The sequence below is a fragment of the Sporosarcina sp. 179-K 3D1 HS genome (assembly GCF_047228905.1).
GTDB lineage: Bacteria > Bacillota > Bacilli > Bacillales_A > Planococcaceae > Sporosarcina.
Genome location: NZ_JBFEGI010000002.1, coordinates 79,875 through 102,406, shown reverse-complemented (window position 1 = coordinate 102,406; position 22,532 = coordinate 79,875). Strand labels below are relative to the sequence as shown.

The window sequence follows — 22,532 nt, the reverse complement described above, 5'->3', positions numbered from 1 at the left end:
TTCGATAATAGTGTATGTTTTATTTAATTTCAAATAACAATTCATTTTCGAATAAAGGGATTTTTGAAGGGGTGATCCGATGACAGGATTTTTCTTACATCCAAATTCAAAGGAAGAAATTATTGATACATACGAAGAGGATATTATCGTGACGAATGCTGCCGGTTATATCGTGAAGGCATCCCATATAAGCGGCCGACATTATGGCATCAGCGCCGAGGAGCTGCTCGGAGAGTCTGTTTATGATCTGGAGAAAAAAGGGATTTTCTCACCGGCCATCACTCCCCTCGTTCTCCGGCAGAAAAAGAAGGTGGTCGTTATCCAAACGACGACAGCCGGTCAAAAAGTGCTGATCACAGGCATGCCTTTTTTTAACGAGGCGGGGGAAGTCGAGTTTGTCCTTAGCTATTCGTATGAAGTATCCGAGCTACTTGTCATACATGACTATATGAAAGAACTGGAACAGGAAATGTTGCTGGCAAAAGGAGAACTTTCCTTGCTCCGAAAAGAAAAACTGGCAATCGATGGTCTAACGATTGAAAACAGGTCGACGCGGGTCGCTTATGAAACGGCCCGCAATGCAGCCCCTCTCGATGTATCGATTGTCATTTACGGTGAACAAGGAACTGGAAAGTCAACGATGGCAAAAGTCATCCATAAAGAAAGCGGACGGAAAAATGGCCCTTTCATCGAAATCGACTTTGAAACGATGCCTGAAGCGATGTTTGAACGTGAACTCTTCGGCAGCGAATTCGAACAAACGGAAACGGGTTTGTTGACACTTGCTCACGGAGGGACGCTCTATTTAAAAGGAGTGGATAAACTCCCTCTCCATCTACAAAGTAAGCTGACGCAAATTTTAAAAGAGCGGAAATATACGCCTGTGGGGGCGGAGATCCCTCTTCCACTCGACGTGCGACTGATCAGCTCTTCCGAAACTATATTGGCAGAAGCAGTGTCAGAGAAAGCATTTCATCCAGATTTGTATTATTTGCTCCACATCGTTCCGGTTCATTTACAGCCGCTCCGGGAACGGAAAGAAGACGTCCGTACGTTAATCTCTACGTATCTCGAGAAATTTTCAGCGGCCCATCAAATGGTGAAGAAGCTATCAGACGATGTCTATTTTCACCTTTGCCATTTCGACTGGCCTGGGAATCACGGTGAACTGATCAATGTTATGGAGCGGCTTATCGTCCAAAGCACATCCACAATCATCACCGTCAAGGACTTGCCGCCAGAGTATCGCAAGGAAACCGGGGAAGACTTTTCGATGTTTCAACTCGAAGGCCAATCGCTTCCCCATCTTCTAGAATCGGTGGAAATGAAAATATTACGGGATGCTCAACTGCGCTATCGAACGACGACGGAAATGGCCAAAGTTCTCGGCATCAGTCAACCATCCGTCGTTCGTAAACTAAAAAAATATTCCCATTTTGAATAGGAGAATGTAGGATGCAACATAAAGTAGATTCACAACAAGAATGGCATCATATGGTGGACCATATTGGTAATTATCTCGCCCCGAGTATGGCGAAAGATCACCCGAACCTCCCCGTCGTCAAAGCGGAAGGTTGTTATTACTACGGCGTGGATGGCAAGCGATATTTGGATTTCACATCAGGCATTGCAGTCGAAAATGTCGGCCATCGCCATCCGAAAGTCGTCCAAGCGATCAAGGACAGTGCAGACCATCTGATCCATGGTCCCTCAGGTGTCATCATTTACGAATCGATCTTAAGACTGGCAGCTGAACTGCAAAACGTTTTACCGTCCGGACTCGATAATTTCTTTTTTGCGAACAGCGGGACCGAAGCCATTGAGGGTGCATTAAAACTGGCGAAGTATACAACAAAACGTCCTTATGTCGTTTCATTTACCGGATGCTTTCATGGACGATCCATGGGTGCATTAAGCGTCACGACGTCAAAAAGTAAATACCGTAAACATTTGCAACCTTCGTGGCTCGCTTATCAGCTCCCTTACGCATTGCCGGAATATCTTCCGAAAGGCGCGGATCCGGAAGTATTCTTCCCAGAGAAACTGGAACAGGACGTCAAAAAATTGTTCAACCACCAAGTCGATCCGGAAGAAGTCGCCTGTATGATCATCGAACCAGTTCTCGGTGAAGGCGGGTATATTATTCCACCGAAATCATGGCTGAAAAAAATCCGGGAAATTTGCGATCGTCATGGCATCCTGCTTATTTTTGATGAAGTCCAAACCGGATTCGGCCGCACGGGTAATTGGTTTGCTGCGCAGACATTCGATGTGAAACCGGACATCATGGCAATCGCAAAAGGGATTGCCGCTGGACTTCCACTAAGTGCGACTGTCGCTTCGAAAGAACTGATGGACCAATGGCCTCTTGGATCTCATGGGACAACATTCGGAGGGAATCCGATCGCCTGCTCCGCTGCCCTCGCTTCACTTGAAGTAATGAAAGAGGAGAAGTTATTGGAAAATGCGACGGCGATGGGTGCCTATGCGAAGGAACGCCTGCTTGACATGAAAGCGAAATACCCGGTCATCAAGGACATCCGAGGTGTCGGACTGATGCTCGGCATTGAATTATGCGATCCTGAAACAGGTGAACCGGATGGGAATGCCGTCATGGAAGTCCTCGATCTATGCCTGGAAAAAGGCGTTCTCTTTTATCTATGCGGAAACTCCGGTGAAGTGATCCGAATGATTCCTCCACTGACGATTACAAAAGAGCAGATTGACGAAGGGTTAGCATTTTTGGATGAAGCATTGCAAGAGTTTGGAAATCGTTGAATGCTCTTTACATCACGATTGACAATATAAAAACAAAAAAAGAATGGGAGAGAATGAATATGAAAAAATGGTCAGGAATTGCCCTACTGCTCGTCCTTGTGATGAGTATGCTGGCAGCATGCGGCACGAAAAACGAAACGAACGGTGAAAACTCTAATGCTGATGCTGGGTCAGGAACAGAAGCGAAAAAGGTGCTCAAAGTCGGAACGTCTGCAGACTACCCTCCTTTCGAATATGTTGACACAGCGAAAAGTGATGAAATCATCGGTTTTGACATTGATTTGGCAAAAATGATCGCGGATGAACTTGGCTATGAATTGGATATCCAAGACATGGATTTCAACGGATTGATACCGGCCCTTCAAGCAAAAAGTGTTGATTTTGTCATTGCAGGGATGGATGGCGACGATGAAAAACGGAAACAAGTTGTCGATTTTACAGAACCTTATTTCATCGCAACAAACTATGTCGTCTTCAAAAAAGATAGCGGTTTTGAAAAAGCTGAAGATCTAGAAGGTAAAAAAATCGGTGCCCAAACTGCAACGATCCAAGAAAAAAGTGCTTTGGCGCTTCAAGAGGAGTATGGCTATTCTGTTGAAACGCGGGATCGTGTTCCTGAGCTCATCCAAGAGATCAAATCCGGACATTTAGATGCAATTGTACTCCAAAACGCCGTTTCGATGGGCTACTTATCTGCCAATGAAGACTTAGCTTACTTTGAGTTGCCGGAAGAGCATAAATTGCAACTATCCATCGCTTTCCAAAAAGATAGCGAATATACACCTGAATTCAACGAGGCCTTAAAAGAACTGAAAGAGTCGGGTAAAGTGGACGAATTAATTACCAAGTGGTTTAACCAATAATTTTAATCCTTAGAAAGAGGGATAAAGACTTATGAACTTAGACTTTACCCAAATTACCTCCTCGATTCCTTATATCCTACAAGGAATCGGGGTTACCTTAAAAATCGTCGGCATCGCCGCTTTGATCGGTTTTTTCCTGGGAACATTATTAGCAATCTGCAAGATCGGAAAAGTGAAAGCACTGATTTGGTTTGCTGATATCTATACTTCGATTTTCCGTGGAACACCGTTAATTTTACAGCTATTAATCATCTATTATGGGACCCCCCAATTACTCGGCATTCAAGTCGAAGCGTATATCGCAGCCATTTTAGCATTCGGTCTCAATTCCGGGGCCTATATTTCGGAAATTATCCGTGCCGGGATTTTGGCCGTCGACCGAGGACAGCAAGAAGCATCCATGGCGCTTGGCGTCCCGTATAGCAAAATGATGAAAGATATCATTTTACCGCAAGCCGTGAAAAACATATTGCCGGCTTTAGTCAATGAATTTATTACACTGACAAAAGAATCGGCGATTGTCACAGTGATCGGGATCATGGATATTATGCGCAGATCCTATATCGTTGGCGGCAACACCTATCGTTATTTTGAATCATTGTTATTTGCAGGATTCGTGTATTACATCATGGTCGTTGTGCTGACTATGCTCGGAAAACTGATTGAAAAGAGGATGAGTAGAAGTGATTAAAATTCAAGACCTCCATAAATCTTTCGGAAAAACCGAAGTATTGAAAGGCATTTCAACGACGATGAAAAAAGGGGAAACGATTGCCATCATCGGCCCTTCCGGATCCGGGAAATCGACGTTCTTACGCTGCATTAACTTACTGGAAACCCCGACGAGCGGACAGATTTGGATCGGTGACGATGAAGTCACAAATCCGAAAACCAATATTTCAAAAGTTCGGGAACGGGTCGGGATGGTTTTTCAACAGTTCAATCTCTTTCCTCATAAAACTGTAATGGATAATATTACGTACGCACCGGTAACTGTCAAAGGCATGTCTAAAAAAGAAGCCGAAGACATCGGACGCGAACTGCTTCAAAAAGTGGGATTAGCGGAAAAAGAACAAGCTTCTCCTGGACGGTTATCCGGTGGTCAGAAGCAACGGGTAGCCATTGCGAGAGCGTTAGCGATGTCACCTGACATGATGTTATTCGACGAACCGACGTCCGCCTTGGACCCTGAAATGGTGAAGGAAGTGCTGGAGGTCATCAAATCACTCGCACGATCAGGTATGACGATGGCCATCGTCACCCATGAAATGGGCTTTGCCCGGGAAGTCGCGGATCGCGTTCTCTTTTTGGATGACGGCCAATTAGTGGAAGACGCACCCCCTGCCGAGTTCTTTTCATCCCCGAAAAGTAAACGTGCAAAAGATTTCTTGGAGAAAATCTTGTAAATCCATCTAGTTCGAAAAAGCCAACAGTGCAGGCGATTGAATCCGCTTGCGCGTTGGTTTTTTGCTTGTATGGTGACTGTCACCCACACAATTGGACATACTGATTTTCGAGGAGTGAAGGATATGTATAAATTGTTGTCCCATAATGATTTGGATGGTGTTGGTTGCGGTATTTTAGCAAAGATCGCTTTTGGGAAGCAGGTCAGAGTGCGCTATAATTCCGTTTCCGGATTGGACCGGGAAGTGGAATGGTTTTTGGAAAATGATGACAAAGATACATTTTTATTTATTACGGATTTATCGGTACATGAGGAAAATGAAAAGAGACTGGATGCGTTTTATCAAGATGGAGGAAAAGTGCAACTTCTTGATCACCATAAAACAGCTCTACACTTCAATGAGTATGAGTGGGGCCATGTCGTGGTAGAAGACGACGAAGGTAAATTAACTTCAGCGACTTCCCTCTTGTATGAATATCTGGTTACACATCAACTGATAGAACCATCAAACGCCATAGCTGAATTTGTTGAACTCGTTAGGCAGTATGATACATGGGAATGGGAGAAAAACGACAATCATCATGCACAGCGGCTCAATGCCCTTTTTTTCTTAATTACCATTGAAGAGTTTGAAGAAACAATGATCAGTCGACTTCAGTCCAACGAACATTTTCAATTTGATGAATTTGAAAAGAAAATACTGGATATGGAAGAAAATAAAATCGAGCGCTATATTCGCCGGAAGCGAAGAGAGCTCGTCCAGACGCAAGCGGGCGACTATTTTGCGGGAGTCGTCTATGCGGAATCCTATCATTCTGAGCTTGGAAATGAACTGGGAAAAGAGTATCCTCATCTCGATTACATCACGATTTTAAATATGGGTGGAAAACGTGTCAGCTTTCGAACGATTCATGATCATATTGATGTGTCTGAAGTGGCCGGACAATTCGGTGGAGGCGGGCATGCCAAAGCGTCTGGTTGCTCGTTAACCGACGAGGCATACAAACAGTTTGTAATAGAAACATTCCACTTAGAGCCGTTACGGGAAGATGCGCGGCGAAATCGATTTAACTTGAAGCATTCCTCGTTTGGTTCCCTGTATAAAAACCGAATGGAAGAGCTCTTTTTCCTTTATCCCGTAAACGATCAAACTTGGGCAATTGAACAGAATAACACAAATTTGGAACAGACCTTTACAAATTTTGAGGAGGGGGAAAGTTTCCTGAAACGAAACTACGAAGCCTGGCTTGTCCGGGACGATGCTTTTGTACATTATTTAATGGATTTGGTCAGGAACGACAAGGTAGATTCGGAAAGCTAGACATAGAAAATCCCCTCCATTTGCCTGTTCGAAATGGAGGGGATTTCTTTGTGTTATTTTACAGTTTGAAACTCTTCGGCAAGTTCCTGAAAAAAGCGTTCCCTTTCTTCAGGTTGATCCAAGTAAATCGGTTCGACCGCTTTTTTTAACCACTTCTGCCGATCTGCACGGTGCTCCACATGCTCTTTTACAAATTGGCGGATTTCGTATAAGAAATCGAGATAGGCCTCATAGCGTTCATCATAGGCTTCCGCTAAATCATTCCGGATCTGCTTGGCCAATGTCGGGCTTGCCCCACTCGTTGACACGCTCAGGATCAGTTTACCTCGCAAAGCGACCGCCGGAATTTGGGCGTTTCCTAACGCCGGATTAGAGGCATGGACCACCAGCTTGCCCGCCGCCTTTGCTTGGGCTGCGAACCGATCGTTTACCACTTCGTCATTTGTGACAAGCATGAGCAGAAACGCGTCTTCTACATCAGTCCATTCGGCTTCCTTTTCGTGCAGGACAACCTTGCCTTCAGCAACAAGCTTATCAAACGAAGGATGGAACTCCGGACTCACCACATGAGGCGTAATATTAAAACGTAAGAGATTTTCAACCTTGTGGTACGCGATAACGCCCCCACCGACGATCACCACTTTTTCAGACGACACGTCGACCATGATAGGAAACATTCAAATTGACCCCTTTCGAAGTTGCCTCCTCCACCCGTTGCCGAAGAACTTCGCAAATGAGCGGATCGTAGCCAAGGGGTGGACAAAGCGAGACGATGGAATCGGTAGCCAGTTGCCGTACGGTCCGTTCCATGCTCTTCATTAAAATACCAGTAAACAGCAGGTAAGGTAAAATAAAAATAGGTTTTGCCTCCCGCTGGATCATCCCATTCAACGCATCTTCAAAAGATGGACCGCAAGCGGCTAAAAAGCCGGTCTCCACTTCAGATAGCCCAGTCCTCTTTTTGAATAGACGTATAATCTCAGCAAAGTAGTCATGAACCACGGGATCGCTGCTTCCCCGGCCGACAATTAAAATGGAAGCATCATCCGGAATCCCCCCCGCCGTTTCCTGCATTCGCTCGACCAACACATCGACGAGCTGTGGATGGACCCCGAACGGCTCTCCGTAATAAAGAGGAATACCCGGGTATGGAGCGACCGCTTGCTCCAACGCTTGCGGGATATCGAACTTCGCATGGCCTGCATGCAGTAACAGAACAGGGACTGCGATAATTTCCGTAGCCCCTTGCTCGATACAACGAGTAATCCCTTGCTCGATCGACGGTTCCGCCAGCTCCAGGAAACAAGCTTCTTGGATCGGCGCATCAACTTTCAACATCGTTTTTTTTATAAAATCCAAAGCAGCCGTCTGACCGGCCTTCACCCGACTGCCATGGCAAATATATAATACGGCTCTCATTGAGCTGTTCCTTGTAAAGCATATTGTGAATCGGCCTGTTCCGCAAACCATTGCAGTTCATCCCGCAAGCGGACGACTTCCCCGATGATAATCATGCTCGGGTTGGTCACGCCTTCCCGTTGCGCCACTTCTCCAATCTCGCTGAGAGGCCCCGTCACTGTCCGTTGGTTGCCGGTCGTTCCCCAATGGATAAGGGCGGCAGGTGTTGTGGGTGATTTACCGTGTTTCATTAATTGCTCTTGAATATACGGCAAGTTTTTCACTCCCATATAAATGGCCAGTGTATCAATTCCTTTCGCAAGCGCAGCCCATTTCTCCTCTTCCTCCACACCTTCTTTCCGATGGCCGGTTACGATGGCAAAAGAGGCGCTGTAGTCACGGTGTGTGACCGGGATGCCCGCATACGCTGGAGCCGCGATTCCGGACGTAATGCCAGGAATCACTTCAAACTCGACTTGATGACGAACCGCAAAGGCGGCTTCTTCCCCCCCCCGTCCAAATACAAAGGGGTCCCCGCCTTTTAGACGGACGACGTTTTTCCCTTCCTTCGCGTATTTGACCAATAGGAAGTTGATGGTATCCTGTTGGACGTAGTGGTGATCGGGAAGCTTCCCGCAAAAAATAAGGTCCGTATCCTGTTTCGCATAGTCCAACAGCTCTTTATTCACCAAGCGGTCATATAAAATGACATCCGCTTGTTGAATGGCTTTCATGCCTTTAATTGTCAATAATTCCGGATCGCCCGGTCCTGCCCCGACAAGCCATACTTTGCCCATCGTAAACCCTCCTTCCCTTATAACCAGTTTCGATCTTTAACGTATGCCACTAGCTGATCAACGCATTCTTCTACCGAATAAATATCTGTACGCAGTGTGATTTCCGGATTGACGGGTTCTTCGTACGGAGAGGAAATCCCTGTGAATTCTGGAATTTCACCGGCCCGCGCTTTTTGATACAATCCTTTTGGATCCCGTTCTTCACATACTTCTAACGGCGAACTGATATACACTTCGACGAATTCATCTTCCTCCAACAAAGCCCGCACCGTATCGCGGTCTTCCTGGAAAGGGGAGATGAATGCCGTGAACACGACTTGCCCACTGTCAACGAATAGCTTCGACACTTCCCCGATCCGGCGGATGTTCTCTTTCCGTGCTTCATCCGAAAAACCGAGGTCTTTATTCAATCCGTGTCGGACGTTATCACCATCTAGGACATAAGTTTTGACGCCTAAGTCAAAGAGCCGGCGTGCAGCCGCATTGGCAATAGTCGATTTGCCGGAACCCGATAAGCCGGTGAAATAAAACACGGTGCTATGATGCTGATTTTTATGTCGTCTTTCCTCTTTCGACAGTGATTGTTCATGCCAAACGATATTATTGGACATCTTGACTCCTCCTTAGCTGACAGGCTCTTTTTCTCTCAATCCGTTGATTAATACTTCCACCACTTCTTTTCGACTGAATTCTGGAGGCGGCACTTGCCCATTTTTCAGCATTTCACGCACTTTCGTTCCGGACAGGATGACATGCTCTTCACTCAAATGCGGGCAAGTTTTCGACGTCGCCATATTGCCGCACGCCTTGCAATAAAAACTATGTTCGAAAAATAACAGCGTAATACCGATTTCCTCGGCCGTGAAGTTCGAGAAGATTTCTTGCGCTTCATACGTGCCATAATAATTGCCTACCCCGGCATGATCACGCCCGACAATGAAGTGCGTGCAGCCATAATTTTTACGCACAATGGCATGGAAAATCGCTTCCCTCGGTCCCGCATAGCGCATGGCCGCTGGGAATACCGCAAGCTGGACCCGGTCTGTCGGATAGTAATCGCGCAGCAACACTTGATAGCTTTCCATGCGTACGTCTGCCGGAATATCATCCGATTTCGTTTCCCCGACAAGCGGATTCAACAACAGGGCATCGACAATCTCCAAAGCCGTTTTCTGAATATATTCATGGGCACGGTGAACCGGATTACGCGTTTGAAATCCGACAATCCGCTTCCAACCCTTTTCGGCAAATAGGTGCCTCGTATCAGCCGGATCAAAGTAGAAGTCCGTAAAACGGGTTTGCTCAATCCGCTTAATCAGGGTAATCGGGCCGCCCAAGTAAATGGAACCCCGTTCGATTACTTTCGCAACGCCCGGATGTGCTCGATCCGTTGTTTTATAGACGTTTTGCGCCTCGATTTCTTGATCCGGTTCAAAAATATCGGTAATCGTCAAGGTGCCGTAAACCGATCCACCGTGCGTTAATAAAACCGTATCCCCTTTAGAAAAAGCGGAGGCATCTTTTACAGGAAGTGTGATTGGCAAACTCCAGGCCGTCCCATCGGTCAATCTCATTTCCTGAACGACACGGTTGTACTCAGCCTCGGAGAGGAACCCCGTCAACGGGCTATATGCCCCAATGGCGATCAATTCCAAATCACTTAACGCCATGGCGTCAATTTCAAGGCTTTTTTCAATCGCACTTATATCTAATGCAGGTTGGTACCGGTTGATCAACTGTCCCCCATGGGGTGTAATGGTAGTCATCTCATCATCCTCCAATTATGTTTATAATACATATAAAAATACTTGGTATAATAGTAAAAAAATTAACTAGTATGAAGCCCACATTCGGTTTTGCCAGAGCCGCTCCAACGTCCTGATCGCAAGTCTTCCTCTGAGAAAGCACGATTGGTGCACGGCGCACATCCGATACTCGGGTACCCTTGATCGTGAAGCACATTATAATCGAGTTCATGCTTGGAAACGAAACGCCAAACATCTTTCCAAGTCCAATGTATCAACGGACAAACCTTCACTTTGCGGAAGCGATTGTCCAAATTCAAATAATCCGTGCTTTTACGAGTTTCGGATTGTTCCCGCCGAAGACCCGATATCCACGCAGTGGAGGGAGCAATGGCTTTTTGAAGCGGAATGATCTTTCGAAGTTCACAACATCTATTGGCATTCGTCTTGAATAAATCTTCACCATATAATTTAGCTTGTTCTTCAACCGTAATCTCCGGCTTTTGCATTTGGACTCGCAGAAACGGATAACGTTTCTTCACTTTTTCAATCGTTTCCAATGTCTCTTTGAAATGGTAGTCCGTATCCAAAAACACAATTTGCGCATCAGGTTTAATTCTAGAAATCAGTTCAATCAGCACAATCCCCTCAATGCCAAAGCTACAGGCATAGACCAATTGATCCTCATACGTCCGGTATGCCCATTCCAAAACTTCGAGGGCCCCCTTGGTTTCTGATTCTGAAGGAAAAGAAGGTTGACTGTTTTCTTCCCACGACTCAAATGTAAGCATTCACTCGCCTCTCTTTCCAATTTCTACTTTTGATTGTATCAAACAATATAAAATAGTCAATACATATTTGATTAGTAGGTTTTTAATGTAGCCAAGCATAACTGCTCGGCCCGCTCAGCTTGTAGCCTTAACACTTTTTTCATTTGTCGTACTGTTCGAACCAAAAATGAGCATCAGGAGAAAGACGAGTAATATGACAATATTGATAAACTTCCCTGGGCTGTAGTTTCCGATATTCTCCAAAATAGCCGCCCCTTTCATCGATTTAAATCGACCCCACTTTCTCGTATGTATATGATATGCTGCCCTTATCTGTTCAAATGGATCTTCCATTAGATTACAATTATAATAATTGACAGAATTATGAGTATAGTTGTATAATTTTAACATTGGTTAAGAATTGGTTACCCGGCTTTATAAAATCGTTGGGAAGATACTATTAATTTAAGGTCAAGGGGGAATTTCGGGATGATTTTAAGTCAAAGAAGTTTTAGCTTGGCGATGCCGACCACTATCATTTTCGGCAAAGACAGTGTTAAACACAATTTATCGAGTAAAATTAAGGAATTCCAAAAGTCCAACGTATTCATTGCCACAGATCCCGGGATTGTTCAGGCAGGTATTATTGAAACCGTTCAATCAGTTTTACAAGAAAATGGCATCGATTCCATCGTTTTTTCTGAAGTGGAACCCAACCCTCACTCGGATACCGTAATGAAAGGTTTGAAATTATACAAAGAGCAATCCTGCGACATGATTTTGGCGATTGGCGGAGGAAGTGCGATGGATTTCGGGAAAGCGGTTGGCGCCATCGCTGCGCATACCGGGCATGTGCTGGAGTACCAGCTCGGAAAAAAGCCGATTGTCAATGAACTTCCTTTTCTCATCTGCATTTCTACCACTGTCGGGACAGGCTCCGAAGTGACAGCTGTCGCTGTTATTACAGATCCTGAAGTCGGGAGAAAATTTGTGTTAGGTTCCCCCTTGCTACTTCCGAAAATTGCTTTAATCGACCCGGAGCTGACAAAATCACTGCCGGCCCATATTGTTTCAACGACTGGAATCGATGCCTTAGTCCACGCAATAGAAGCGTATACATCCATCAATTCCAACCCGGTCACAGACGGCTTGGCTCTGCAGGCAATCAAGATGATAAAAAACCATCTACCAGCAAGCTATGCCCAGCCGGAAAACTTGGAAGCGAGAGCCCAAGTCCATTTGGCGAGCACTTTGGCGGGAGCCGCTTTCGGTATTGCAGGAGTTGGGCTCGTCCATTTGTGCTCGCACCCGATGTCCGCGCTCTATCAAGTGCCACATGGACTAGCTAATGCCGTGTTGCTCCCTCATGTGCTGGACTTTAATGTGATTGCGAATTATGAAAAATACGCGGACATTGCCCGGATTTTCAACCCGTCTTTAGTTTTGGAAAATGATATAACCGCTGCAGAGGAACTGGCCAATATCATTGATCAATTCAATCGGTCATTAAATATTCCGGAAGACTTCAGCTTTACGGGAAAACTGTTTACAGATGAAATGATTGAACGGTTGGCAAATGACGCCGTGAAAGATTTAAGAATTATCCCATATAACGCACGAAAAGTAAGGAAGGAAGATGTTGTTGCATTGTACAAAAAAGTGTTACCTCCGGCACTTGTAAGGGAAAAAGCGATAATTCAATAAAAAAAGCGGTCCAAACAGAAATTCTGTTCGGACCGTTTTTTTATTTTAAATATCTGCGTGCACCGGAAAATTCCGATTTATATGGCTCGGTATTGATGGAGATGATTTCCACACTTTTCTTCGGGTTCGGTGAATGGATCATTTGTCCATTCCCGATATACATGCTCACATGATGCACTTTGCCTCTCCCTTTATTATGCGAAAAGAACATCAAATCCCCGGGCTGCATTTTGTTCTTCGCCACTACGGTTCCATTCGTCGCTTGGACGGTGGAATCCCGTGGAATCGAGATGCCATGCTGCCGGTAAACGGTGTACGTGAAGCCAGAGCAGTCCAATCCAAAACCGGACGTTCCCGCCCATAGATAAGGTAAACCAGTGAAAAGTTTTGCCGTATTGACGATATCTTTTTGGGTCGGTTTGGCAATAGCCGCCTCATTTTTCAATAGCATAGCATCCTGCTTGCGGATGAACTTTACTCCATTTGCCGGAGTTTGCACGTGGAGCCATGCGCCTTCTTCCTTAATCACCGGTAAAATGGTGTTAATGCTAATATCCATAAATTTAGTCGAAGTACCGGCTGCATCATGGTACAGACCTGCTTTCGGAGCACTAACCATAGCAATTTGGCAGTCCTTGTAGTTAGGATACGTTTCGGTAATATGGGATTTCGGCACCCAACCAGGATAACCCTCTTTATTTTTTGGTGAATATTGATCTTTCACCGCAATCAAAAACCAGTCGCCGCTGCTTTTTAAAATGGAGACTTCTTGTCCATAGAGTGCCTGCGTCTCGATTTTTCCGACAAGCCATTGTTTTTGAGGGATGGACATCGATTTTGTCCACTTGGCCAGATCGACGGGCGCGGTTATGGATGGCTTATCCACCTTACGAGTTTTGTTCGGTTCTTTCCAGAGTGTCGTCACCGCCACATTCACCGTATACTTTTTCGTATTGTCCGGCTTATAGCAAGAGATCGTCTGCTTGAAGTCTGGGTGCAAGATTCGCGCCAGGAAAGTTGCGAAGTGACCGCGCGTAATCGAAGCAGATGGCTTATACGTATTATCCGGATACCCTGTCGTCACTTGATTGGCAAACAGCGTTTTAATCGATTCGGATGCCCAATGGGTTGGATTTACATCGCGGAACGTATAAGCAGTTGTCCCTTTCAAGTCGAATGCTTTGACGAGAATGGACGCCATTTGGGCACGGGTCAGCTTGTCGTTCGGACGGAATTCGCCATCCGTATTCCCTGCCATGATTCGTTCGTCGACAATCGTAGCAATTATGGCATATCCCCGGTCCCCCACTTGGACATCTTTCATATTCGGGTCAGGCCGCTGGTTCGTGTCCAATCGCAAGGCACGTACCAACATTTCGGAAGCCTCCAGGCGAGTGATCGCCTGATTGACTCCGAATGCCTCAGCAGGATTATGCTCGATAATCCCTTGATCAACAAGATATTTCAGCTCAGTTTTCGTCGCATAATCGTCTGGTACATCCTTGAAAAGAGGAGCCGCCGACACCGGGACAAAAGCAGTGAAAGCTAAAATGACCGCCAATATCGGGAATAACAGTTTTTTCATTCCTATATCTCCCTTATTATTTCTTCTATGATGCTATCTTTCTATAAAGTACAGGATAGGACATGATATGTATAGTACTTTTTGCTAATAATTTTGGTAGAATGAAGAATTTCCACTATCGAGGTGTTGAACTGACAGGGCTAATGACGGAACTGTAAGGGCTATCTTTTATACTGTCAGGGCAATTCACCAAACCGTAAGGACAATCTTGTGAACTGTAAGGGCGCGGAGGAAAACTGTCAGGGCCCCGGAGAACTATCAGGGCAATTTATCGAACTGTGAGGGCAATCTAGTGAACTGCCAGGGCCCGACGGGAAACTGTCAGGGCAATTTACTGAACTGTAAGGGCAATCTTGTGAGCCGAAATGGCACGGGAGAAAACTGTAAGGGCCCCAGAGAACCGTCAGGGCAATTTACCGAACTCTAAGGACAGTCTTGTAAACTGTCAGGGCGCGGGGCAATACTGTAAGGGCCCAGAGAAACTGTCAGGGCATTACCGAACTGCAAGTACCCGAAAATTCCACCATGCCCCCCTTCCAATCCACCAGAAGCCTACGCCTTTTACACAAAAAAAGAGCATGAAACATCCGCCCCATACTTGGGCGTTCCCATCGTTTCATGCTCTTTCACCTAGCCTCGCATCAATGATTCAGTTTTGCAGCAATTGTTCCAGAAAGTCTTCTGATACGTAAGTTTTCATACCTTTCAACTCAGGAGCTTGCTTGAATTTCGCAATACTGCGGTTGAATCCATACGTTTTTTCGCCCCGGATGATTTTGAAGGATAGATTTTGTTTCGTCACCAATGCCCCATTCTCTTTCGGTAGGGATTGGACATGGTAGCCAAGCTGCTCGGCGACCTTCCGCAACGGAATCATTTTCACTCCGTTTTTCATATAATGGTCGTTTGCGATCAGTTCCTCGACTTTTGACATTTCGTCTGTGACGTAGTTCAGCGTCATGATTTTGTTAGGTGTAGTTTGAGGCGGGATGCTCCGAGTGGTAGCGTCATAAAAGACGACAAGCTCCAGGTTCTTGCCGTGAAGATCCTCTTCCTTAATAGCATTCCTTTTTTGATTGACTAATTCAGTTTTCTCGCCGATGTTCAATTTCAACTCGCCATCCAGGCTGAGAAGGTCTTTGTCAAACTTGCCTATCTTCACCTCGCCGAAAATCTTTTCATCTTTCACAATCAAAATTTCAGGCGTCACGGTCGCCGGGTAGATCAAGATCATCGGTTTATTCTTGTCATAATACCCTTCCACGGCATCCCCTACCGCCAATTCCGCTTTTGTCAGTGGCTTCGTTGTGCCACTATTGAACACTAAAGAATCGTCGTGGACACGGAAAATCGTAATCATGCCCTCTTCGTTTTCCACTGTCGCCCGGATCTCACTGCCATCTTTTTCTATGTCCGTAATGACTCCGGCATACTGGATATAATTTGTCGTGTCCTCCTGTTGCTCTTGGACGGCTTGTACCAATTCCTCTTGCGCCATGGCGGAGTACCCTCCCATCAAGCTGCCTGTCAATAAAGCTGCCATCGCAATCGTGCCCATTTTTTTCATGTTGTCCTCTCCTTTAATACGTTGTCATTCCATTTGACGGGGCGGTCGATAAAAAGTTACGGATAATCTTACCAATATTTTTTATTAAAATTAAAATGAAATCACAAAAAAACTGGAACAAAGTCCAGTTAAATGCTCCACTAGTTGGTTATCCCCGCTATCCAATTAAGGAACCAATATCTGCTTTCCAATGGTTTGTCTTCCTTGCAGCATCCGATGGACTTCAGCCGCTTCTTCCAATTGATAGACACCTCCGATGATCAGCTTCAGCCGTCCATCTCCAATATACCCTAGTAATTCCTCAAAGCTGCTTTGATATAAAGCGGGTTTTCTCATGATCTGAGGTAGGAAAAAACCGATGACGGATTGGTTACGTTTCATTAATTGGCCAGGGTAAAATTGTGATTGGTCACCGCTGGCAGCTCCGAAAATGACGAGGCGTCCGAACGGCGCAAGACAACGGAGTGTTTTCTGAAAAAATTCGCCTCCCACCATTTCGAGTGCCACATCGACACCTTTTCCTCCTGTCAGTTCACTAACTTTTTCTTCCCAACCGGGTTCCGTATAATTCACCAGCTCATCTGCTCCAAGCTCCTTGGCAAGCGCCAGCTTTTCATCCGTACTGGCAGTGGCGATGATTTTTCCCGCACCAAAGATTTTCGCCAGCTGTACAGCAAGTGTCCCAACACCTCCCGCAGCTGCATGTACCAACACCGTCTCGCCCTTTTCAAGACGTCCCATCGTCTTCAACACATGGTACGCAGTTTGGCCTTGCAATGGAAGTGCCACCGCGTCGGTAAAGTCCACATTATCCGGGACGAGTGCCAAACCCGCTTCAGGCGCTACTGCATACTCGGCGTATCCTTGCGATTCAATGAGTGAAACCACGCGCATTCCCGGATTAAAGCGTTGCACTTTTTCGCCGACCTCGACAATCTCTCCCGCAATTTCGGCTCCGGGAATGAACGGCAACTCCGTAGGAATGACATACTTCCCTTCCCGCCGCGCAGCATCTGCATAGTTGACTCCGATTGCTTTTACCCTGATGAGTACATCCCTCTCACCGATTTGCGGTTTCTCAACTGTTACCAATTTCAGTACATCCGGACTCCCATATTGCTCCATTTGAATGGCTTTCATTTTAAATCCCTCCATTTACAATGTGTGCAGATGACGGTGGCTTCACCATCATCCTTCCTTTTTCTAATTGAGGCACGACGGATATGCTGTTTTTTCGAGCTGCAAATTGTACGTCTTCCATCAACCCCATCTCCCTCATCATCTCGCCGGTAGTTGACTCGCTTAATAGCTCGATCGCTTGTTCAGCATTCCCCCGATAGAAATAGAGCGCTGCTTTTGCAGAATCCGTCAGCTCCCACACTTCTTTCCTGTCCAGCAGTTCATGAATGAAACAACCGGCTCCATAAAAATCCTCCAAACTGAAACGGCCGCCCGAACCGGCACAAACCGCCAGTATAGTATCCGACCCATGATCAGTTGCTATCCTATCCGCCATGGCGGATGCGTTCACCAACGAACCGGCATAGACTCGTTCTGCCGTGGAAGCTTTCAAAATGGCAACGGTTCCGTTTGTCGTCGATAAAACAACCGTTTTTCCCTTTACTTCCTCTTTGAGCCGGGTAGGGAGCGGATCAAAGAATCCTTGAATCGTTCTTCCCCCGACTTCTCCTGTTACAATTGCGGATGAATCTTGAAGTTCTTCCAGCGTATGCAACGCCGCTGCTCCATCTAATACGGGTATAATTTCTTTTGCTCCGTATTCGAGCAAAGCAGAAATGGTCGTAGTAGCGAGCAGGACATCAAAGACGACCGCCACTTTACCGCTACCTACCTGGTCGCTATCGACTTCTTCTTTTGTCAGAACAACATGCAGTTTTGGTGTGCTTTCCACTCGAATCGCTCTTCTCATTTCTTCGTCCCGGCTAACGCATGTTTCACAAGATTGTGGACGGACTGCTCCATTCGAGCAAAACGGGGATCTTGGGTCTGTCCCTTCTTGTAGCGATAAAAGATCTGCTGGCATATGACAGCCAGCTTAAAATAGGCGAATGTGATGTAATAGTGGATGTTCGTCATATCGCGGCCGCTTTTTTCCGCATACCGTGCGATGAATTCATCTCGTGTATAAAATCCTTTATGAGCAGTAAGCGGTGGCTTTCCTAACGCATGAAGAAGCACATCAGGATCATCTGCCTGCACCCAGTAGCTCATCGCTGCCCCGACATCTGTCAACGGGTCGCCTACCGTTGTCATCTCCCAGTCGAACAAACCTGTCATCCTCGAATAATCATTAGAAAACATCGCATTATTCAGCTTGTAATCATAATGGATTACTGTCGGTTCCAAAGACTGTGGAATATTGTTTTGAAGCCATGTCGTCAACTGATGCACTTCTGAAATTTCGGATGTCTTCGCTTTTTCATAACGGCCAATCCACCCATGCACTTGCCTTTCCAAAAATCCATCGGGCTTCACCATGTTCTTCAGACCTGTTTGGGTATAATCAATTTCATGCAGCTCGACTAGCGTATCGACCATCACTTCTGAAATCCGTTGACCCAATTGCTCCGTTCCTTCCGTCCCTTCCGGAAACTCCGTATCGAGAACAATTCCATGTCTTCTTTCCATAATGAAAAACGGGCTGCCTATAATCGATTCATCATCCGAAAAGACAAGCGGTTTCGGTGCTGTTCCGAAAACGGGATGAATAGCGGACAGCACTGTGAATTCCCGTTCCATATCATGGGCTTTCGGTGCGACTGGTCCAAGCGGCGGCCTCCGCAGCACGGCCTCCCAGCTTCCGATGGCAAGAGCGTAGGTCAAATTGGAATGCCCGGCACCAAATTGACGGATATACAACTCTCCTTCAGGAAGCCCTTCGATGTGGGTCCGTAAAAATTGTGTCAGATTCCCTACATCCAATTCTTCTCCTTTCCGGATTGGAATCGTATCTTCGAGCGTCTTCTCCATTTCTAACACCTCTTTCATTTTCAAACTTCTTTTTACAAAACTTCCTCTTTTCTGTACTCATAAAAACCGACACCCGTTTTCCTGCCAAGTTCACCGGTTCTCACTTTCTCTAAGATACAAGCAGGTGGTTTATCCCGAAGATTGCCTGTTTCGGAAAATAGATGCTGCATTGCTGAATAAACGACATCTGCACCGGACAAATCAATCAGTTCAAACGGTCCCAGCAGATGGCCAAGAGATTTTTTCACGATTACATCAATATCTTTGAAATCGGCTATGCCTTCTTCGTACAGATGGATCGCTTCCCGCTGAATCGCACCTAAAATACGGTTTGCGACAAATCCGGAAATCTCTTTCCGCAGCAAGATGCCTTTGCGGCCGATCCGCTCACATACAGCCATTGCTGCGGCCGCTGTTTCTTCGGATGTTTGGTCACTCATAACGATTTCGACGCACTCCATGACAAGGGGCGGGAAGAAGAAGTGCATATTGCATACTTTTTCAGGTCGCCCGGTCACTTCCGCAAGCAGTGAGTTGACCATTGTGGAGCTATTGGTGGCCAATATGGCACGGGCTGGTGTCAACCGGTCCAGTTCCCGAAACAGATCACGCTTGACGTCCAGTTGTTCGACAATCGCTTCAATAACCAGATCGGCATCTCGGACTGCTTCTTCAAGACTGTCTGTATACGAAAGAAGCGCAAAAGCGGTCTCCTTGTCCGAGTCTGACAGTTTCCCTTTCTTCACCCAATCACTCATTCGCTCACCCAGATTCGCCTCCGCTTTCCGAAGGGCTTCTCCATTTACATCTTGCAAGACCGTCCGATATCCGCCCAATGCACACAACATGGCAATTTGATGCCCCATCTGCCCGGCTCCGACTACGACAATTTGTTTGATCCCGTTCCCCATCACTCAGTCTCCTTCTGATTGAATTCCATGTAATATGAAATCAGAAAACATGCTGGCCAATTGATTTGCCGATACATCTCCGGCAGGGTTAAACCATTGATAACTCCAGTTTGTGACACCCAATACAGCAAAGCTGATCATTTTCGGGTTCAAATTTTCTCTGAATTCTCCGGATTGGACTCCTTCTTGTAAGATTTCTTCAATCGCAAGCCGGAACTCATCCCGTTTCACTAGTATTTCTTCGATATTTTCGGGGGACAAGTGTCGAATTTCCCGGAAGAATACACGCCCACTCGGACCATGTGTCTCAATATCTCCAATCAGCAGCTCAACGTTTTTTATCAGCTTGCCTCGATACGTGTCTTCTTTTTCGATGACCTCTTGTTGTCTACTCAATAAATTATTGATGTACTGCAAATGTATATCCATCAATAAAGTTTCTTTACTTTTAAAATAGTAATAGAATGTCCCCTTCGTCACGCCAACCGAGTCCACTATGTCCTGAACGGATGTTTCACTGAATCCTTTTTGTTCAAAAAGCTGAATGCTATGTTTCGTAATGTCTTCTTTCATTGCAAAGCCACGTCCTTCTCGCTGTTAAAACTGTATGATGAGCATGTTTCCCTACATTGCATGCGTTCCGCCATCGACGATCAGTACATCGCCTGTAACAAAATCGGAAGCTTTCGATGCGAGGAATAAAGCTACCCCTTTCAAATCCTCATTCGTCCCGAGCCGCTTCAAGGGCGTCTGCTCCAATATCCGGTCATACCCGTGTTCAATAAGTGCACTCGACATCTTCGTCGGGAAAAAGCCTGGAGCGATTGCATTCACATTGATGTTGTGCTGCCCCCATTTCACAGCCAAATCTTTTGTAAAGGTGATCACTGCCCCTTTACTTGTGTTGTATCCAATCGTATCCATATAGCGGGGGTCCGTCCCACCTAGTCCCGCCACGGAAGCGATATTGATAATTTTCCCGCCACCTTTTTCGATCATTACCTTGCCGATTTCCTGGCTCATAAGAAACGTTCCGGTCACATTGACCTCCATCACTTTTCGCCAAGCTTCTAGCGGCATATCCACGACAGATGCCCCCCAAGACGCACCACTATTATTGACAAGAATATCAATCGTGCCAAAACGTTCAAGAGTCCGGTTTACGACGTCCTTCACATCATCCGGATTGGTGACGTCGCAAGAAAGCGCGATGGAATCGACGCCCAACTCCTTCAGCTTGTCACTCATTTCCTCGCATGCCTCGACTTTCCGTGAACAGATGACGACATTGGCTCCTGCTTCGGCAAAACCTTCCGCAATTTGTGCACCAAGCCCCCTACCGCCACCCGTGACAATGGCCGTTTTCCCTTCCAATGTAAAGTAATCCAAGACGGTCACGATTATCTCCCCTTTCCTTCTGTTCCGTATTTCTTCAGTTCCAATCTGGCAATTTGGTTCCGATGTACTTCATCCGGTCCATCCGCTAACCGTAACGTCCTTGCAGATGCCCATTGAGCTGCCAATGAACCATTCACCCCAGCCCCACCGAATGCTTGGATGGCGCGATCGATAACGCGCAACGCCATGGATGGTGCCACGACTTTAATCATCGCAATTTCCGTTTTCGCTTCTTTGTTGCCAACGGTATCCATCATGTATGCGGCCTTCAGCGTTAGGAGACGGGCTTGTTCGATATCAATCCTGGACTCGGCTATCCATTCCCTTACAACTCCTTGATCGGAAAGCAATTTTCCGAACGTAGTACGTTGCTGCACACGGATACACATTTCTTGTAAGGCGCGTTCTGCCGCGCCGATCAGCCGCATGCAGTGATGGATACGCCCCGGACCCAGACGGCCTTGTGCGATTGCGAAACCTTTCCCTTCCCCCCAGATCATATTTTCAACGGGCACACGAACGTTATCGAAGGTCAATTCCCCGTGTCCATGAGGGGCATGATCATAGCCGAACACCGATAGCATCCGTTCGATTTTCACACCCGGCGTATCCAGAGGTACGAGAATCATGGACTGTTGTTCGTAAAGCGGACCATCCGGATTCGTTTTTCCCATAAATATGGCAATCTTGCAACGTGGATCTCCTGCACCGGAAGTCCACCACTTTCGTCCATTCAATACATATTCATCCCCGTCACGCACGATGCTTGCTTGTATATTGGTTGCATCGCTAGAAGCTACATCGGGCTCTGTCATGGCAAAGCATGATCTGATTTCCCCTTCCAGAAGCGGTTCCAGCCATTGCTTTTTTTGCGTTTCCGTGCCATACCTGACAAGCACTTCCATATTCCCCGTGTCGGGTGCATTGCAATTGAACACTTCCGGTCCGATTGGTGAACGTCCCATAATTTCACAGAGGGGCGCATATTCCAAATTGGTAAGCCCTGCCCCATAGTCACTTTCAGGCAAGAATAAATTCCACAGTCCTGCTTCCCTTGCTTTCTTTTTCAACTCTTCAATAATCGGCGGCACATCCGCCCACCGGTCTGCCATCGATTCCACTTGTTGCTCATACGTCTTTTCATTCGGATACACATGCTCCTCCATGAATGCAGTCAGCTTCTTCTGCAAAGCAACTGTCTTGGTTGAATATGAAAAATCCACTATCCTTCTCCACCTTTCCAGCTCTCTATTCTAACCAGTTAGTATGTTTCTGAATATTATAGTAACTCTAAATCTA

Annotated in this window: 22 protein-coding genes; 7 read left to right on the top strand and 15 right to left on the bottom strand. The window is 46.2% G+C overall.

Annotation, left to right across the window (positions count from 1 at the left end; genetic code table 11):
* Positions 1-79: 79 nt before the first annotated feature.
* From AB1K83_RS03190 to AB1K83_RS03165, 6 genes are all read left to right on the top strand, one after another.
* On the top strand, positions 80-1,444 hold the full coding sequence (locus tag AB1K83_RS03190) for a sigma 54-interacting transcriptional regulator (protein ID WP_413056708.1): 1,365 nt from the start codon (positions 80-82) through the stop codon (positions 1,442-1,444).
* A gap of 11 nt (positions 1,445-1,455) precedes the next feature.
* Positions 1,456-2,778, top strand: coding sequence for an aspartate aminotransferase family protein (locus AB1K83_RS03185; RefSeq protein WP_413056707.1), 1,323 nt, complete (start codon positions 1,456-1,458; stop codon positions 2,776-2,778).
* A 59-nt stretch (positions 2,779-2,837) separates the two neighbouring features.
* Positions 2,838-3,641: a transporter substrate-binding domain-containing protein gene (locus AB1K83_RS03180; RefSeq protein WP_413056706.1), complete on the top strand. Its 804-nt coding sequence runs from the start codon at positions 2,838-2,840 to the stop codon at positions 3,639-3,641.
* Positions 3,642-3,672: 31 nt separating this feature from the next.
* Entirely contained in the window at positions 3,673-4,332 is a 660-nt protein-coding gene (locus AB1K83_RS03175; protein ID WP_413056705.1) for an amino acid ABC transporter permease, read from the top strand.
* On the top strand, positions 4,325-5,047 hold the full coding sequence (locus AB1K83_RS03170; RefSeq protein ID WP_413056704.1) for an amino acid ABC transporter ATP-binding protein: 723 nt from the start codon (positions 4,325-4,327) through the stop codon (positions 5,045-5,047). Before AB1K83_RS03175 ends, AB1K83_RS03170 begins: the two co-directional genes overlap by 8 nt.
* 123 nt (positions 5,048-5,170) lie before the next feature.
* Positions 5,171-6,367, top strand: a complete 1,197-nt coding sequence (locus tag AB1K83_RS03165; protein ID WP_413056703.1) for a DHH family phosphoesterase — start codon at positions 5,171-5,173, stop codon at positions 6,365-6,367.
* Between the two features lie 53 nt (positions 6,368-6,420).
* Here the strand turns inward: AB1K83_RS03165 and AB1K83_RS03160 are convergent, their stop codons facing one another.
* From AB1K83_RS03160 to AB1K83_RS03135, 6 genes are all read right to left on the bottom strand, one after another.
* Positions 6,421-7,044: an NAD(P)-dependent oxidoreductase gene (locus AB1K83_RS03160; RefSeq protein ID WP_413056702.1), complete on the bottom strand. Its 624-nt coding sequence runs from the start codon at positions 7,042-7,044 to the stop codon at positions 6,421-6,423.
* Positions 7,013-7,786, bottom strand: a complete 774-nt coding sequence (locus AB1K83_RS03155) for a sirohydrochlorin chelatase (protein WP_413056701.1) — start codon at positions 7,784-7,786, stop codon at positions 7,013-7,015. The genes AB1K83_RS03160 and AB1K83_RS03155 overlap by 32 nt, the downstream gene beginning before the upstream one ends.
* Positions 7,783-8,562, bottom strand: a complete 780-nt coding sequence (gene cobA / locus AB1K83_RS03150) for a uroporphyrinogen-III C-methyltransferase (RefSeq protein WP_413056700.1) — start codon at positions 8,560-8,562, stop codon at positions 7,783-7,785. The genes AB1K83_RS03155 and cobA overlap by 4 nt, the downstream gene beginning before the upstream one ends.
* Positions 8,563-8,579: 17 nt before the next feature.
* The gene (gene cysC / locus AB1K83_RS03145; protein ID WP_413056699.1) at positions 8,580-9,173 is read right to left on the bottom strand and encodes an adenylyl-sulfate kinase; all 594 of its coding nucleotides are present in this window, start codon (positions 9,171-9,173) and stop codon (positions 8,580-8,582) included.
* A gap of 12 nt (positions 9,174-9,185) precedes the next feature.
* Positions 9,186-10,328 (bottom strand): sulfate adenylyltransferase, encoded by a 1,143-nt coding sequence (gene sat / locus AB1K83_RS03140; RefSeq protein WP_413056698.1) that lies wholly within the window; start codon positions 10,326-10,328, stop codon positions 9,186-9,188.
* A gap of 62 nt (positions 10,329-10,390) precedes the next feature.
* Positions 10,391-11,098 (bottom strand): phosphoadenylyl-sulfate reductase, encoded by a 708-nt coding sequence (locus AB1K83_RS03135; RefSeq protein ID WP_413056697.1) that lies wholly within the window; start codon positions 11,096-11,098, stop codon positions 10,391-10,393.
* Between the two features lie 468 nt (positions 11,099-11,566).
* Here AB1K83_RS03135 and AB1K83_RS03130 point away from each other — a divergent pair, with 468 nt between their 5' ends.
* The gene (locus tag AB1K83_RS03130) at positions 11,567-12,781 is read left to right on the top strand and encodes an iron-containing alcohol dehydrogenase family protein (RefSeq protein ID WP_413056696.1); all 1,215 of its coding nucleotides are present in this window, start codon (positions 11,567-11,569) and stop codon (positions 12,779-12,781) included.
* Positions 12,782-12,821: 40 nt separating this feature from the next.
* Here AB1K83_RS03130 and AB1K83_RS03125 read toward each other — a convergent pair whose 3' ends face one another.
* The 9 genes from AB1K83_RS03125 to AB1K83_RS03085 form a co-directional block, all read right to left on the bottom strand.
* Positions 12,822-14,366: an S-layer homology domain-containing protein gene (locus tag AB1K83_RS03125; protein ID WP_413056695.1), complete on the bottom strand. Its 1,545-nt coding sequence runs from the start codon at positions 14,364-14,366 to the stop codon at positions 12,822-12,824.
* Positions 14,367-15,015: 649 nt separating this feature from the next.
* Positions 15,016-15,933 carry a stalk domain-containing protein gene (locus AB1K83_RS03120; protein ID WP_413056694.1) on the bottom strand — a complete coding sequence of 306 codons (918 nt, stop codon included), beginning with the start codon at positions 15,931-15,933 and terminating at the stop codon, positions 15,016-15,018.
* A 165-nt stretch (positions 15,934-16,098) separates the two neighbouring features.
* The gene (locus tag AB1K83_RS03115) at positions 16,099-17,073 is read right to left on the bottom strand and encodes a quinone oxidoreductase family protein (RefSeq protein WP_413056693.1); all 975 of its coding nucleotides are present in this window, start codon (positions 17,071-17,073) and stop codon (positions 16,099-16,101) included.
* A 1-nt stretch (position 17,074) separates the two neighbouring features.
* Entirely contained in the window at positions 17,075-17,863 is a 789-nt protein-coding gene (locus tag AB1K83_RS03110) for a 2-phosphosulfolactate phosphatase (RefSeq protein ID WP_413056692.1), read from the bottom strand.
* Complete coding sequence (locus tag AB1K83_RS03105; RefSeq protein ID WP_413056691.1) at positions 17,860-18,942, bottom strand: phosphotransferase family protein; 1,083 nt, start codon at positions 18,940-18,942, stop codon at positions 17,860-17,862. Before AB1K83_RS03105 ends, AB1K83_RS03110 begins: the two co-directional genes overlap by 4 nt.
* Positions 18,943-18,956: 14 nt before the next feature.
* The gene (locus AB1K83_RS03100) at positions 18,957-19,835 is read right to left on the bottom strand and encodes a 3-hydroxyacyl-CoA dehydrogenase family protein (RefSeq protein ID WP_413056690.1); all 879 of its coding nucleotides are present in this window, start codon (positions 19,833-19,835) and stop codon (positions 18,957-18,959) included.
* A gap of 3 nt (positions 19,836-19,838) precedes the next feature.
* Positions 19,839-20,408: a TetR/AcrR family transcriptional regulator gene (locus AB1K83_RS03095; RefSeq protein WP_413056689.1), complete on the bottom strand. Its 570-nt coding sequence runs from the start codon at positions 20,406-20,408 to the stop codon at positions 19,839-19,841.
* A gap of 51 nt (positions 20,409-20,459) precedes the next feature.
* A complete protein-coding gene (locus AB1K83_RS03090) occupies positions 20,460-21,233 on the bottom strand; it encodes an SDR family oxidoreductase (protein WP_413056688.1) in 774 nt (257 codons plus the stop codon).
* A 2-nt stretch (positions 21,234-21,235) separates the two neighbouring features.
* The gene (locus AB1K83_RS03085) at positions 21,236-22,456 is read right to left on the bottom strand and encodes an acyl-CoA dehydrogenase (protein ID WP_413056687.1); all 1,221 of its coding nucleotides are present in this window, start codon (positions 22,454-22,456) and stop codon (positions 21,236-21,238) included.
* Positions 22,457-22,532: the final 76 nt, after the last annotated feature.

Bases quoted from the DNA above. Each gene is read 5' to 3' on its own strand.
- AB1K83_RS03175 (WP_413056705.1), top strand. From the start codon at position 3,673: ATGAACTTAGACTTTACCCAAATTACCTCCTCGATTCCTTATATCCTA.
- AB1K83_RS03190 (WP_413056708.1), top strand. From the start codon at position 80: ATGACAGGATTTTTCTTACATCCAAATTCAAAGGAAGAAATTATTGAT.
- AB1K83_RS03135 (WP_413056697.1), bottom strand. From the start codon at position 11,098: ATGCTTACATTTGAGTCGTGGGAAGAAAACAGTCAACCTTCTTTTCCT.
- AB1K83_RS03130 (WP_413056696.1), top strand. From the start codon at position 11,567: ATGATTTTAAGTCAAAGAAGTTTTAGCTTGGCGATGCCGACCACTATC.
- AB1K83_RS03125 (WP_413056695.1), bottom strand. From the start codon at position 14,366: ATGAAAAAACTGTTATTCCCGATATTGGCGGTCATTTTAGCTTTCACT.
- AB1K83_RS03120 (WP_413056694.1), bottom strand. From the start codon at position 15,933: ATGAAAAAAATGGGCACGATTGCGATGGCAGCTTTATTGACAGGCAGC.
- AB1K83_RS03115 (WP_413056693.1), bottom strand. From the start codon at position 17,073: ATGAAAGCCATTCAAATGGAGCAATATGGGAGTCCGGATGTACTGAAA.
- AB1K83_RS03160 (WP_413056702.1), bottom strand. From the start codon at position 7,044: ATGTTTCCTATCATGGTCGACGTGTCGTCTGAAAAAGTGGTGATCGTC.
- AB1K83_RS03185 (WP_413056707.1), top strand. From the start codon at position 1,456: ATGCAACATAAAGTAGATTCACAACAAGAATGGCATCATATGGTGGAC.
- AB1K83_RS03155 (WP_413056701.1), bottom strand. From the start codon at position 7,786: ATGAGAGCCGTATTATATATTTGCCATGGCAGTCGGGTGAAGGCCGGT.
- AB1K83_RS03095 (WP_413056689.1), bottom strand. From the start codon at position 20,408: ATGAAAGAAGACATTACGAAACATAGCATTCAGCTTTTTGAACAAAAA.
- AB1K83_RS03165 (WP_413056703.1), top strand. From the start codon at position 5,171: ATGTATAAATTGTTGTCCCATAATGATTTGGATGGTGTTGGTTGCGGT.
- cysC (WP_413056699.1), bottom strand. From the start codon at position 9,173: ATGTCCAATAATATCGTTTGGCATGAACAATCACTGTCGAAAGAGGAA.
- AB1K83_RS03105 (WP_413056691.1), bottom strand. From the start codon at position 18,942: ATGAAAGAGGTGTTAGAAATGGAGAAGACGCTCGAAGATACGATTCCA.
- AB1K83_RS03100 (WP_413056690.1), bottom strand. From the start codon at position 19,835: ATGGGGAACGGGATCAAACAAATTGTCGTAGTCGGAGCCGGGCAGATG.
- AB1K83_RS03110 (WP_413056692.1), bottom strand. From the start codon at position 17,863: ATGAGAAGAGCGATTCGAGTGGAAAGCACACCAAAACTGCATGTTGTT.
- AB1K83_RS03180 (WP_413056706.1), top strand. From the start codon at position 2,838: ATGAAAAAATGGTCAGGAATTGCCCTACTGCTCGTCCTTGTGATGAGT.
- sat (WP_413056698.1), bottom strand. From the start codon at position 10,328: ATGACTACCATTACACCCCATGGGGGACAGTTGATCAACCGGTACCAA.
- cobA (WP_413056700.1), bottom strand. From the start codon at position 8,562: ATGGGCAAAGTATGGCTTGTCGGGGCAGGACCGGGCGATCCGGAATTA.